13 protein-coding genes are annotated in these 13,078 nt (G+C 70.3%); 5 read left to right on the forward strand and 8 right to left on the reverse strand.

The features are described 5' to 3' along the window. Nucleotides 1–81: 81 nt before the first annotated feature. The 3 genes from ACZ68L_RS01945 to ACZ68L_RS01955 all read right to left on the reverse strand — a co-directional run bounded on the left by ACZ68L_RS01945 (nt 82) and on the right by ACZ68L_RS01955 (nt 3,868). Nucleotides 82–1,485 carry a DUF2637 domain-containing protein gene (locus tag ACZ68L_RS01945; RefSeq protein WP_469573980.1) on the reverse strand — a complete coding sequence of 468 codons (1,404 nt, stop codon included), beginning with the start codon at nt 1,483–1,485 and terminating at the stop codon, nt 82–84. Between the two features lie 356 nt (nt 1,486–1,841). Further along, on the reverse strand, nt 1,842–2,678 hold the full coding sequence (locus ACZ68L_RS01950) for a DUF3558 family protein (RefSeq protein ID WP_469573399.1): 837 nt from the start codon (nt 2,676–2,678) through the stop codon (nt 1,842–1,844). Between the two features lie 281 nt (nt 2,679–2,959). Beyond that, complete coding sequence (locus ACZ68L_RS01955; RefSeq protein WP_469573401.1) at nt 2,960–3,868, reverse strand: DUF3558 domain-containing protein; 909 nt, start codon at nt 3,866–3,868, stop codon at nt 2,960–2,962. Nucleotides 3,869–4,038: 170 nt separating this feature from the next. On the opposite strand from ACZ68L_RS01955, the gene ACZ68L_RS01960 reads away from it, so the two are divergent. After that, on the forward strand, nt 4,039–5,232 hold the full coding sequence (locus tag ACZ68L_RS01960; protein ID WP_469573402.1) for an RtcB family protein: 1,194 nt from the start codon (nt 4,039–4,041) through the stop codon (nt 5,230–5,232). 310 nt (nt 5,233–5,542) lie between these two features. Here ACZ68L_RS01960 and ACZ68L_RS01965 read toward each other — a convergent pair whose 3' ends face one another. Then, nucleotides 5,543–6,301, reverse strand: a complete 759-nt coding sequence (locus ACZ68L_RS01965) for an SDR family NAD(P)-dependent oxidoreductase (RefSeq protein ID WP_469573404.1) — start codon at nt 6,299–6,301, stop codon at nt 5,543–5,545. 54 nt (nt 6,302–6,355) lie between these two features. Next, nucleotides 6,356–6,691, reverse strand: a complete 336-nt coding sequence (locus ACZ68L_RS01970; RefSeq protein WP_469573406.1) for a YnfA family protein — start codon at nt 6,689–6,691, stop codon at nt 6,356–6,358. Nucleotides 6,692–7,241: 550 nt separating this feature from the next. Between ACZ68L_RS01970 and ACZ68L_RS01975 the strand changes: the two genes are divergently transcribed. Then, complete coding sequence (locus ACZ68L_RS01975; RefSeq protein ID WP_469573408.1) at nt 7,242–7,616, forward strand: hypothetical protein; 375 nt, start codon at nt 7,242–7,244, stop codon at nt 7,614–7,616. 61 nt (nt 7,617–7,677) lie between these two features. Here ACZ68L_RS01975 and ACZ68L_RS01980 read toward each other — a convergent pair whose 3' ends face one another. Next, nucleotides 7,678–9,135 carry an FAD-dependent oxidoreductase gene (locus ACZ68L_RS01980; protein ID WP_469573410.1) on the reverse strand — a complete coding sequence of 486 codons (1,458 nt, stop codon included), beginning with the start codon at nt 9,133–9,135 and terminating at the stop codon, nt 7,678–7,680. Nucleotides 9,136–9,259: 124 nt separating this feature from the next. Between ACZ68L_RS01980 and ACZ68L_RS01985 the strand changes: the two genes are divergently transcribed. Then, nucleotides 9,260–9,832 (forward strand): TetR/AcrR family transcriptional regulator, encoded by a 573-nt coding sequence (locus tag ACZ68L_RS01985; protein ID WP_469573411.1) that lies wholly within the window; start codon nt 9,260–9,262, stop codon nt 9,830–9,832. A 121-nt stretch (nt 9,833–9,953) separates the two neighbouring features. Beyond that, entirely contained in the window at nt 9,954–10,505 is a 552-nt protein-coding gene (locus ACZ68L_RS01990; protein WP_469573413.1) for a MarR family winged helix-turn-helix transcriptional regulator, read from the forward strand. 24 nt (nt 10,506–10,529) lie between these two features. On the opposite strand, the gene ACZ68L_RS01995 is transcribed toward ACZ68L_RS01990, so the two are convergent. Further along, nucleotides 10,530–11,273, reverse strand: coding sequence for a Mut7-C RNAse domain-containing protein (locus ACZ68L_RS01995; RefSeq protein ID WP_469573415.1), 744 nt, complete (start codon nt 11,271–11,273; stop codon nt 10,530–10,532). Between the two features lie 147 nt (nt 11,274–11,420). Next, the gene (locus ACZ68L_RS02000) at nt 11,421–12,299 is read right to left on the reverse strand and encodes an SDR family oxidoreductase (RefSeq protein WP_469573417.1); all 879 of its coding nucleotides are present in this window, start codon (nt 12,297–12,299) and stop codon (nt 11,421–11,423) included. 324 nt (nt 12,300–12,623) lie between these two features. Between ACZ68L_RS02000 and ACZ68L_RS02005 the strand changes: the two genes are divergently transcribed. Continuing rightward, complete coding sequence (locus tag ACZ68L_RS02005) at nt 12,624–13,061, forward strand: GNAT family N-acetyltransferase (RefSeq protein ID WP_469573419.1); 438 nt, start codon at nt 12,624–12,626, stop codon at nt 13,059–13,061. Nucleotides 13,062–13,078 lie beyond the last annotated feature (17 nt).

The following is a 13,078-nucleotide window of genomic DNA, read 5'->3' on the forward strand; positions in this document are numbered from 1 at the left end:
GGCCCTCCGTCGTTGCCGGTTCCGTTCCGTCCGTTCTCGGGTGCGGGACCGACGGGCGGCGTGGTGAGGCGTGACGCGTGACTACGCGATGTGGTCCGCTTCGAGTTCCGCGTGGTAGCGGTTCTTGAACTCCGGCATCAGGCGGCGGATCAGTGCCGCGCTGCGCGGGTGCCTGATGTTGTGGCCGTCCGAGACGTGTATGTCCAGGGCCTCGACACTCGGGAAGTCGTGGTGCTGGTTCACGAACGCCGCGAACGCCTCGTACGCGATCTCGCCGAACTCCGCGTCCTCCTGCGCCCACTCGGCCGGGTCCTGAGCAGGGTCCTGAGCCGGATTCTGCGCAGGGTCCTGGGACGGGTTCTGCGCCAGATCCTTCCGGGGCTCCTGCGGCTGCTGCTCGTCGGTACGGGGCGCCGGCTGGGATTCCGCGGCGCGGGGGCTCGGGACGGCGCCGATCGTGCCCACGCTGCCCAGGGGGCGGGTGCGGCCGCCGGGGCCCAGCGGGACCATGACGGGGGTGGGCTCCAGGCCCTCCACGTACGTCGGGTCGTACGCACTCTCGTACGCGTCGTCGGGCGTCCGGGGCGCCGCGAACCACGGGCTCTCGTGCGAGCCGGGGCCCTCCTGGGGCCACTGCTCGGCAGCGGCCGGGTCGGAGGGGTGCGTGTGCTGCTGCTGGTGCGGCTCGTACTGCTCGTGCTGCTGCGTGTGCTGCTGTTCGGGGTGGGCCCCGGCGTACGGCAACTCGGGCTGGTACTCGTCGGCTTCGGCGGCGACCAGGGCCGGGGCGGGCGGCAGCAGGGCCGGTTCGATGCCTGCGGCGGCGAGGCCGGCCGCACCCGTGTCGGCCAGCGGGACGCCGTACTTCGCCAGGCGCAGCGGCATCAGGGACTCGACGGGTGCCTTGCGGCGCCAGCTGCGGCCGAAGCGGGCCTGGAGGCGGGCCTGGTAGATCAGCCGGTCCTGTTCGAGCTTGATGACCTGCTCGTACGAACGGAGCTCCCAGAGCTTCATCCGCCGCCACAGCTTGAACGTCGGCACGGGGGAGAGCAGCCAGCGGGTGAGCCGCACGCCCTCCATGTGCTTGTCGGCGGTGATGTCGGCGATCCGGCCCACGGCGTGCCGGGCGGCCTCGACGGAGACCACGAACAGCACCGGGATGACCGCGTGCATGCCGACGCCGAGCGGGTCGGGCCAGGCCGCGGCGCCGTTGAAGGCGATCGTCGCGGCGGTCAGCAGCCAGGCCGTCTGGCGCAGCAGCGGGAACGGGATGCGCATCCAGGTCAGCAGCAGGTCCAGGGCGAGCAGGACACAGATGCCCGCGTCGATGCCGATCGGGAAGACCAGCGAGAAGTTCCCGAAGCCCTTCTGCAGGGCGAGCTCGCGCACCGCCGCGTACGAACCCGCGAAGCCGATCGCGGCGATGAGCACCGCACCGGCGACCACGAGACCGATGAGTATCCGGTGGGTGCGTGTCAGCTGCATTGCGGCCACCCGCGTTCCCCTCCCCGTTTCCCGTATCCGACGTCGCGCGTCGACGTTCTGCGCCTACGTTCTGCGCAGATGTTCTGCGCCGACGTTCTGCGTCCACGTGCTGCTTCGACGCCTTGGTTCGGCGTCACGCTCCAACGTCTCGCTGCGACGTCCTGCTTCGACTTCTGGCGGGCACAGCCTGGCACATGAGGGCGCGGCATGTTGCGCGGGGAGGGGCGAAGCCCGGTACTCGGGGGAGTACCGGGCTTCGTGATTCCGCTTCCAAACAGGGGCGTCGGGGCACGCCGGGCCCCGCTCGCCGATCCGGCGTGACCCGGCGTGATCCGGCCTCGTCCGAACGGAAGACCCTAGCTCGTCTTCTTGTCCGTGGCCTTCTCGTCAGCCTTGAGTGACGCACCCGACTTGGGTGATTCATCCTTCTTCGCCGACTCGTCGGGCTTGGCCGACCCGCTCGGTGCGTCCGGCTTCGTCCCGGCGGTGGCGACCGAGGCCACCGTCTCCTTGGTCGCCTTCTCGGCGCCCTTCAGGATCTCGTCGGCGGACGGAGTCTTCGCGCCCGCGTAGCCCGCTCCGTTGTAGGTGAGGGTGATGACGACGTTCCCCGTGCGGGCCACGATCGTCGCGTACTTGAAGTCCTCACTCGTCTTGGTCAGGTCGTACGTGATCTTGGTGGCCTGCTCGCCGATGCCGGTGACGGGTGCCTCGGCGAGCTTCTTCGCACCCTCGGCGGCCTTGACCTTGGTGATCTGCTTCGCGTAGTCCTGCTGCGCGCGCTTGGCGCCGCTGCCCAGGGACTGGTCCGAGTCGAAGCGGGTGAAGCCGACGTCGAGCCAGCGGTACTGGGAACCCTTCACGCCGTTGTCGTCGAGGCCGTTCCAGGAGCAGCCGGCGCGGTACGCGGTGTCGCTGGAGCCGGCGGGCGTGCCGCCCGGGGTCTTCGCCTGGGGGACCAGTGAGGTGACCGCCTTCTTGCTGATCGACTTGCACGGGTCGGGCAGCGCGGTGAATTTCGCCGGCTCGACGCTCGGTTCCGACTTCTTGGCGTCCGGCGAAGCCGTGGACGACGAGGGCGAACCCGAGTCCTTCTTGTCGCCGGAGTCCGACGAGCAGCCGGCGACGACGAGCATCACCGGAACGGCGGCGCAGGCGAGTATGCGGGCGAGTCGCGGGGCTGAACGGTGCATGGTTCCTTCACTCGGTGGCGCGGCGGGCGGGCTGCCCGGGGGGTCGGGCTGCCAGGTGGTCGGGCTGCCTGGTGGTCGGGGGCGGCGGGTCTGCGAGGTGCCTGGTGGTCTTGGCGGGCTGGCTGGCGGGCTGGCGCGGGCGGTCGGTGTTCCGGTGGCTGTTCGGGGGCGTCCGGAAGGCTTCGGAGGGCCTTCCGGAGGGCCACGGTACGACGGACGGCGGCCGGGTGCGGCACTCGGTGGGCGTGGACGCCGCCCTGCCGGGGGCGCCCCGCGCACGGCTACTCGCTGAACTTGTCGACCAGCTTCTGGGCCAGCGCCGCGGCCGTGTCCTGCAGTTCCTTGCTGTCGGGAACGGCGGTGGAGGTGGCCGGCTGCTCGGTGTACTCGACGGTCACGATGACGTTCGATGTGCGGAAGACCACGCTCACCGTGCGGTGCTGTGCGGTGGAACCTGCCCGAGTGAGCAGATCGTCCACAAATGCACTGTCTCCGAGGTCGTCGAGCGTGCGGGGCAGAACGCTCTCGTCGGCTCCGTCGGACGTGCCGCTGGGCGTGCCGCCGTCGGTGTTGCCGCTGTCGCTCTTCCCGCTGTCGCTCTTCCCGCTGTCGCTCTTCCCGCTGTCGCTCTTCCCGCTGTCGCTCTTGCCCGAGGTCTTGTCCTCGGAGGCCGGGCCGGACAGGGCGTGCGAGGCGGAGCCCGACGCGGAGTCCGAGGAAGGGGGCTCCTCCTTCTCCGTGCTGCTGGGTGAGGCGGAGGGCGAGACCAGTCCGGCGGCGGTCTCCTTCTTCGTGTACACCTCGCGGGCGCGGTCGTCGTCGCTCACCGAGGGGTCGTAGGACACGACACGCTCGAAGTCGACGAAGAGGGTGTGCGAGGAGTCGGGGGCCTCGGACTTCCAGCGGCAGCCGACCCGGCGGTCGGTGTCGTAGGTGACGCTGGCGGCGCCCTCGTACACCTTCTTCTGCTGGTCCTCGGGGAGTTCGGCCGCGCCCGGGAGTACGTCCTTCAGCGTGGACGACGTAATGGCCCGGCAAGGGTCGGGAAGGGTGCGGTACTTACCGGGGGCCGCCGCGGCGACGGTTGCCTCGCCGGGCTTGCTGTCGGCGGCGGAGCTACCGGTTCCGGTACTTGAACTGCAGCCGACGGCGAGCGCTGCCAGTAGCGCGGTGCCGGGTACGTACGCCATTCGTCGCACGGTCCTGGGCTCCCTTCGTGCGAAAAACGGTTGCCGCTCGATGGCGACCGGTGGACACAATGTGTATCGCACGCGCCGCTGTGAATGCCGGTCGACCGACTCATTTGCCGACCTTGGCACCGGTTTTGCGCTTTCAGAATTTTCGGGGGAATCGAGGGGCTATGTCGTATGTAGAGGTGCCGGGCGCGAAGGTCCCGATCCGTATGTGGGCCGATCCGGCCTCGGTCGAGGACGTTGCGATGCAGCAGTTGCGCAACGTGGCCACCCTGCCCTGGATCAAGGGGCTCGCCGTGATGCCGGACGTCCACTTCGGCAAGGGGGCGACGGTCGGTTCGGTGATAGCGATGCACGGTGCGGTGTGTCCGGCGGCGGTGGGTGTGGACATCGGTTGCGGAATGTCCGCGGTGAAGACCTCCCTGACGGCCAATGACCTGCCGGGCGACCTGTCCCGGCTGCGGTCGAAGATCGAACAGGCCATTCCGGTGGGCCGCGGCATGCACGACGACGCCGTGGACCCGGACCATGTGTACGGCTTCCGGGCGCCGGGCTGGGACGACTTCTGGGGGCGGTTCGACGGGGTGGCCGATGCGGTCAAGTTCCGCCAGGAACGTGCCACGAAGCAGATAGGAACGCTCGGATCGGGCAACCATTTCATCGAGTTCTGCCTCGATGAGTCCGGGGTGGTCTGGCTGATGCTGCACTCCGGATCGCGGAACATCGGCAAGGAACTGGCCGACTTCCACATCGGACAGGCGCAGAAGCTGCCGCACAACCAGGACCTGATCGACCGGGACCTGGCCGTGTTCATCGCCGACACCCCGCAGATGGCGGCGTACCGGAACGACCTGTTCTGGGCGCAGGAGTACGCGAAGTACAACCGCGCCATCATGATGGCGCTCTTCCAGAACGTCGTCCGTAAGGAGTTCAAGAAGGCCAAGGTCACCTTCGAACCGGTCATCTCCTGCCACCACAACTATGTGGCGGAGGAGCGTTACGAGGGCATGGACCTGCTGGTTACGCGAAAGGGCGCGATCCGTGCGGGTTCCGGTGACTTCGGGATCATCCCGGGCTCGATGGGCACCGGCTCGTACATCGTGAAGGGCCTCGGGAATGAGAAGTCCTTCAACTCGGCCTCGCACGGCGCCGGCCGGAAGATGAGCCGGAACGCCGCGAAGCGGCGCTTCTCGACGCGTGATCTGGAGGATCAGACGCGGGGCGTGGAGTGTCGCAAGGACTCTGGCGTCGTGGACGAGATTCCGGCCGCGTACAAGCCGATCGAGCGGGTCATCGAGCAGCAGCGGGACCTGGTGGAGGTCGTCGCCAAGCTCAAGCAGGTCGTGTGCGTGAAGGGCTGAGCCCCCTCACTCACGGTTGGACGGAGGGCCGCCGGGCGGCAGGACCTCTGAACCGGAGAGCCTCGGACGCGGGTGGTGCGTCCGGGGCTCTTCGACGTCCGGCTGCGGGGCGGTGTCCGCGTCCGGCTGGGTGGCGTTGTCCGCGGCGGTTTCGGGGCTTCGGCGCGGGCGGGCGTGCGGTGCGGTGGTGTGGTTGGGCGGCGCGGTGGTGCGGTGCGGTGCGGTGTGGTGCGGTGGTGTGGTTGGGCGGCGCGGTGGTGCGGTGCGGTGGCGCGGCGCCGTGGTTGGGCGGTGCGGCGTGGCCGGGTGGTCAGGCGGTGCGGTGGACCTTGGAGTTGGAGGCCTGGGCGCGGGGCCGGACCACCAGGAGGTCGATGTTCACATGGCTGGGGCGGGTGACGGCCCAGGTGATGGTGTCGGCCACGTCGTCGGCGGTGAGCGGGGCCTCGACGCCCGCGTACACCTTTGCCGCCTTCTCGGTGTCGCCGCGGAAGCGGGTGGTGGCGAACTCCTCTGTCTTGACCATGCCGGGGGCCACCTCGATGACGCGGACCGGGGTGCCGACGATCTCCAGCCGGAGCGTCTCCGCCAGGACGTGTTCGCCGTGCTTGGCGGCCACGTAGCCGCCGCCGCCCTCGTAGGCGGAGAGGCCCGCAGTGGAGGAGAGGATCACGACCGTGCCGTCCCCGCCTGCGGTGAGGGCGGGGAGCAGGGCCTGGGTGACGTTGAGCGTGCCGATGACGTTCGTCTCGTACATCTGGCGCCAGTCGGCGGGGTCGCCGGTGGCGACGGGGTCGGCGCCGAGTGCGCCGCCCGCGTTGTTGACGAGGACGGCGAGGGTGCGGAACGCCGTGGCGAACTCGTCCACGGCGTCGCGGTCGGTGACATCCAGGGCGTAGGCCGTTGCCTGATGGCCCGCCTCGTTGATCTCGGCGGCGAGCGCCTCGATGCGGTCTTTGCGACGGGCGGTCAGAACGACGCGGTAGCCGGCGACGGCCAGCTGTCGGGCGGTCGCGGCGCCGATGCCGCTGCTCGCTCCGGTGATGACGGCGATCGGGGTGGCGGCCATGACGGACTCCTCGGGCAGCTGATCGGTACGGGGTCAGGATAGGCAGGCGGACGGTCAGTGATTGCGGGGGGCGTACATGATCACGGCCATTCCCGCCAGGCAGACCAGCGCACCGATCACGTCCCAGCGGTCGGGGCGGTAGCCGTCGGCGACCATGCCCCAGGCGATCGAGCCCGCGACGAAGATGCCGCCGTACGCGGCGAGGATGCGGCCGAACTCGGCGTCAGGCTGAAGCGTGGCGACAAAGCCGTAGGCGCCGAGGGCGATGACGCCCGCGCCGATCCAGATCCAGCCGCGGTGCTCACGCACGCCCTGCCAGACGAGCCAGGCGCCGCCGATCTCGAAGAGGGCGGCGACGACGAACAGAGCGACAGAGCGGGCGACGACCATGGGCGAAGCCTGTCATGGGGCGAGGAGCGTGGGGGAGGGGCACCGGCTGCCGCGGCGGAACGGCGAGGCCCGCAGGAACGAGGTTCGCAGGAATCAGGAGCAAGACCGACCGGCACATGGGGGGCGGCGTCGCGGACCGGAGCGCGGTGCTGCTCGCCCGGCCCGACCCTTGCGAGTCCGTGAGGGGAGCGATGCGGAGGCGCGCCGAACCGGTCGGTACATATGGATAATTCGGGGCGATCTGTATCTTCGGGGCATGGTAGTGACACGGAGAGCTGCGCCGGTGGTGCCCGCCGCCTCGGTGGTGGCGACGGCTGCGGTCGTCGTGGCGGCTGTGGTGCTGGGGTTGGGGTCGGGCGGCGCGGCTGTGGCGGCCGGGGGCGTTGCGCCCGAGGGTGATGCGCCTGGCGGCGTTGGACCTGTCGGCGTTGCCCCGAGTGGCGTTGCACCTGCCGGCGTTGCCCCGAGTGGCGTTGTCTTGGGTGGCGTTGCACCTGCTGGCGTTGGACCCGCCGGCGTTGCGTATGGGGCCATCGCGCCGGAGGCGGATGTGTCGCTCCACGGGCACGTCTCGCTGTGGGGTACGGGGCTCGGGGTCTGGGTGCGGAGCAGGAACCACGGCCCGTCGGACGTGCCGGGTGTCACTGTGCGGGTGCGGACGTCGGTGCCGCTCTCCGGGCGGCAGGAACTTTCCGGGGGCTGTCTGCAGGCCGACCGGCTGACCGTGCTGTGCCGGACGGGTGCGCTGCGCGCGGATGCGGAGGAGGGTCTGCAGCTCGCCCTCGAACTGCAGTTGGCGGGGCGGCCGGACGAGGTCGTTGTCCGCGTCGACACCCTGTGGAACGGCGGCGCGACCGACCGGAACCCGAAGAACAACGACCACGAGGTGCTGGCTTTGGCCACCGGGGACGAGTACGTGTTCTGACGCGCGGTGGCCTGTGGTGCGGTGGCCTGTGGTGCGGGCGCCGCAGGTGCGGGGCGCGTACTCATCGGGTGAGTGCGGCCTGCAGGGCGGCCGGGTCGGTGTGGTCGCTCGCCCAGGCGATGTAGCCGTCGGGGCGGACGAGCAGGGTGGTGGTGCGGTCGCCCGTCCAGTGAGCGTGCACCAGGGGGGCGGGCGTGGCCGGAGTGGCGGCGCCGACGGAGGTGACGAGGACGAACGTGCCGTCGCGCAGCAGTTGGTAGAGGCGGCCCTCCCGCAGGCTCAGGTCAGGGGCGCGCTTCGCGGTGAGGGGATGGGCGCCGTGTGGGGCCGCGTAGGCGATCGAGATGCCGGAGACCAGACCTAGGACCTTGTCGGAGGCGGGCCGGATCGTGGACAGCGTCTTGCTGATGAGCGACCGGACCGTCCGCTGGAGTGGTGTGCCGGCCATGGCGAGGCGGACGAGTGCGCCGCTGGAGCGGAGCACCATCACGCCGACCGGGTGCCGTTCGGCGTGATAGCTGTCGAGCAGCGCCTCCGGGTCGGCCGTGTGTCCGCGCAGTGCGGCCGTGAGCTTCCAGGAGAGGTTGGCCGCGTCCTGAAGGCCGGTGTTCATGCCCTGGCCGCCTGCGGGTGAGTGGACATGGGCGGCGTCCCCGGCGAGGAAGACCCGGCCGGTCCGGTAGGCGGGCACCTGGCGTTCGTCGCTGTGGAAGCGGGAGATCCAGCGTGCGTCGTGCATGCCGTGGTCGGTGCCGAGGGCGCAGCGGGTGATCTCGCGCAGCTCTTCGAGGTCGACGGGATCGCTGCTGGCGCACTGGTGCGCGCGGTGCCAGCCCATCACGCGGTACCAGCCGTCACCGAAGGGGGCAATGAAGGTGAAGGCGTCTCCCCTGCCGTTGACCGTCAGGAGGTCGGTGGGCTCCTCGGTGAGCCGGACGTCGGCGAGGACGATCGACCGGATGACGGATTCGCCTGGGAAGGGGAGGCCGAGTGCCTGTCGGACGCGGCTGTGAACTCCGTCGGTGCCGACGAGGTAGCGGGCGCTGAGCTTCGTCGGGCTGCCGTCCGCCTCGCTCAGTTCAGCGGTGACGGTGTCCGACGCGCTGCTCTGGTGGAGCGCGGTCAGCTCCGTGTCGTACCGGAAGTGGACGCCCGCCGCGCGGGCACGCCGCTCCAGCAGGCGCTCCACCTCGTACTGCGGGGTGATCAGCACGAAGGGGAAGCGGGTCCGCAGCCGGGAGAGGTCGAGCGAAAGCTTGCCGAAGAAGCGCAGGGTGGTGAGGGGCGTGCCCGTCTTGACGAGCTCGTCGGCGAGGTCGCGGGCGTCGAGCAGTTCGAGTGTGCGGGCGTGTACCGCGAAGGCGCGCGTGATGTTGCTGGTCTCGCGCGGGCGGCGCTCCACGAGCGTGACCGAAAGGCCCTGGGTGGCGAGGTCGCCCGCGAGCAGAAGGCCGGTGGGCCCTGCGCCCACGACGAGTACGTCGACGGTGTCGGGTGCGGTGCTCGGGTTGGTGGTCATTTCTGCCTCCTGGGCCCGTCATCAGCGGTCACGTTCGTGCCAACAGATGTTGGTCAACGCTTGTTGGCAACGATAGTCACGGCCCGGCTGGCGTGTCAACGCCTGTTGGCCTACAGTTGTTGGCATGACGATGAAGCCCGCCGCGTCCCGCCGCTCGGATGCCACCAAAGCCGCGATTCTCGACGCTGCGCGCGAGCGGTTCGCTACCGACGGCTATGACCGGGCCACCATCCGGGCCATCGCCCGTGACGCGAACATCGACCCGTCGATGGTCATGCGCTACTACGGCAACAAGGAGGGTCTGTTCGCCGCCGCGTCCAGGATCGACGTGCAGATACCGGAGCTGGGGGCGATGCCGAGCAAGCACATCGGTGCCGTGCTCGTCGCGCACTTCCTGGACCGCTGGGAGGACGACGACGTGCTCACGGGCATGCTCAGGGTCGGTGCCACCAACGACGCCGGCGCCGAGCGGATGAGGGCGGTCTTCGCCGAACAGCTCGGTGCGATGACGGTCGGCGTCTGCCCCGACCCGGCCGAGGCGTCGCACCGGGCTGCCCTCGTCGCCTCGCAGATCCTGGGGATGGCGCTCGCGCGTTACGTCCTGCGGTTCCCGCCCGCGGTCTCGATGTCCCGCGAGGAGGTGATCGCCTGGCTCGCACCCACCATCCAGCGCTATCTGACCGCCGAGCAGCCGTAGCGCGCAGGCGGGGGAGCGGGAGCGGGAAGTGCGGGCGTGACGTCGCGGTGCGGGGTGGGGTGCGTTGCGCCGGGCCGGTGACGCGCGATGCCCGGCAGTATCCGCTTCGTAGACTTTCCGCATGCCGCAGAAGTCCTCGGCCCGGCGCAGTGCGCTGATGGCCGAACTGACCGTCGAGTCGCGCCGCTACATGGCCGCGTACGCCCTCTTCAACCAGGCCGTCGCGGACCATCTGCGGCTTCACCCGACCGATCTGCAGTGCCTCAATCTGCTCGGTCTGGAGACGGTGCCGGTCACCACGGGCCGTATCGCGGAGCTGACCGGGCTCACTACGGGTTCGGCGACCCGGCTGGTCGACCGGCTGGAGCGGGGCGGCTATGTGACGCGCGAGCGTGACACGGTCGACCGGCGGCGGGTGCTCGTCGCGACCGTGCCGGAGCGGATGGCGGAGATCGGCGCGGTGTGGGAGCGGCTGGGCGGGGCGTGGGCGGCGATGTTCGACGCGTACGACGACGACGAAGTGGCCCTGCTCATCGCCCATATGCAGCGAACGGTCGAGCTGAGTGCGCTGCAGGTCGCGGCGCTGCGGGAGTCCGGCCCCTCAGTCTCCGGCCGCAGTGGTGCCGGAGGCCCCGGAAGCCCCGGAGATCCCGAGGGCGCCGGGCGGGATTGACGGTTCGCCGTCCCGGTCGTTCCCTCAGGCGGTGTCCGGCGGAGTGGGCGCGAAGTCGCTGAGTGCCTTCGTGACGATCGCGTCCAGGTGGGTGTGGTGGGCGCCCCGCCAGTAGACGCGGTCGCACTCCGTGCACTGCGCGAACACGTCGTACGAGCGCCGGGTGCCGTGCTCCAGCTGGCCGCTGACGGAGTCCTTGTCGGCCGCCTTCAGCGGCCCGTTGCAGGCGGTGCATCTGGTCCAGGGCGCCAGGCTCGGTGTGAACCGTTCCAGCACGTCCCGCAGTTGGTCCTCGGGGCGGTCGCTGTAGATGTACGCCCCGGCCCAGATTTCCCGCCGGTGCAGCAGCCCGCGGTCCCGGGAGAGCAGTACGCGGCGCTCTTCCGCCGACCGGGTGGCCAGCGCGGCATCGCCGATGTCCTCGCTCTCGTACGCCGCATCGACACCCAGCAGCCGCAGGCGCCGGGCGAGCGTGCCGAGATGGACGTCGAGCAGGAAGCGCAGGGGCGCGCCCGGGACGCGCTGGGGGCGTTCCACGGCGCGCACCTCGACCAGCTCGCCGGCCCCCGGGATGTGCGAGACGGTTACGGGGCGGCCGTCGACCAGGATTTGTCCGGCCTCGGTGAGCGGGATACCGAGCGATTCCACGACATGGCCGAGCGTGGAGAAGCCGTCGGTGGCCACGGTCGAGCGCCCCCGGCGGCGTTCATGGGCGACGAAGAGCCGCAGCTCGGGGGCGACTTCGAGATGGATTTCCGGTCCGTTCACCTCGCCAGGATGTCATCGGGCGGGGTGCCTCGGCCAGGGAATTCGGTGCCGGACGCGTCGCCGGGGGTTCGCTGCCGGGGCCGCGGCTCAGGCTTTCGGCCCAGAGAGGCGCGGGGTACAGGGGGTGCGAGGCGCAGGGGCGTGGGCTCAGGGGCGGAAGGCGGCCGCGTGTTCCTCGGCCCAGGCGGCGAAGGTACGGGCCGGGTGGCCGGTCAGCTTCTCCGTGTCGCCGGTCACCTCGGCCGGCGTGCCGTCCGTGGCGGCCGCGTAGGCGAGCAGGGCATCGGCGACCGGCTCCGGGACGAAGGGCGCCACCGACTCCTTCCAGGCCGCCGCGGTCACGGTGTGGATGGTGAGGGGACGCCCGGATGCTGCCGCCAGCAGGCCGACCTGTTCAGCGGCTGTGAGTGATTCGGGCCCGGTCAGGTGGTACGCCGTGCCTTGCAGCCGAGGGTCGGTGAGAACGGCCAGGGCCGCCTCGGCGATGTCCGTCCCATGGATCGGGCTGGAGTGACTGAGGGGGTGGGGAAGATCGACGGAGCCGCGGGTCCGTACCGACTCCGCCCACTGGTACGCGTTGCTCGCGAAGGCGCCCGGTCGGAGCAGCGTCGTCGTGAGGGACGAGGTCATCAGAGCCTGTTCCACCGCGTGGTGGGAGGCGGCGATCGGGTTGTCGTGGGGGTCCGGGGCGAGGACGGAACTGGAGGAGAGCAGCACGATATGGCCGACCCCGGCGGATTCGGCCGCGGAGAGGAAGGCGTCGATGGCGGACGCCTCGGCGTAGAGGAAGACGGAGTCGATCCCGTCGAGAGCGGTTGCGAACGTGGCTGGATCACTGAGATCGAGGGCTACGACCGGTACACCGGTGGGCAGGCGGCCGGGTCCCGCGGAGGGCCCCTCGGTGTGCCGTCGGGTGAGTTCTTCGGGGTTGCGTGAGGCGGCGCGTACGGCGTGGCCGTCGCGGCGCAGGAGAGAAGCGAGCGTGGCGCCGACGCGTCCGCGGCATCCGGTGACGAGAGTGGGCACGGGTGAGTCTCCTCCGAGGTGTCATTACCTGCGATGTGCATAAGCTGTGTGGCGCAGATAAATATCCTCAAGGGGGCGTCGCTCGTCAAACGTTTTCCGCCGGCCTCCGGGACGGCCTCCGAGACAGGCTCCGGGACCGACTCCGGGACGGTCTCGGGGACGGCCTCCGGAACAGGCTCCGAGGCGGACTCGGGGATGAGCGCGGGAATGAGCTCCGGGCGAGCCCGAAGGAGGGCTGTGGCGCGACGTGGCAGTGCGTGGTGACGTGCCCGCCCGCGCCGGTCGCCCTCGTGCGCCGAGCGGCCCGGCGCCTACAGTTCCCGCATGAAGATCCTCGACCTCGAACCCGGCGATGCCCGACTGGCCGCAGACGCGCTTCCCGTCCTGCGTGAACTCCGTCCGCACCTCACCGAGAACCTCTTCCGTGAGGTGTACGAGAGGGGGTACGCGCAGGGGCTCCGGTTCAGCGCCGCCTACGAGGACGAGGGCGTCTGCGTGGGCGTAGCCGGTTGGCGCGTCATCGACAACACCAGCCAGATCCGGATGCTCTACGTCGACGACCTGGTCACCGCGGAGGGTGCCCGTTCCACCGGCGTCGGCCGTCGGCTTCTCGGGCACCTCGAAGAACGGGCCAGGGAGGCCGGCTGTCTGCACCTCAATCTGGACTCGGGCACGCAGCGCATCGAAGCCCACCGCTTCTATCTGCGGGAACGGCTGAACATCGTCGCGTTCAACTTCGACAAGACCCTTGATCCGGAGTGACTCGATTCGGTTCCGGG

The organism is Streptomyces sp. NPDC104309 (assembly GCF_055584025.1).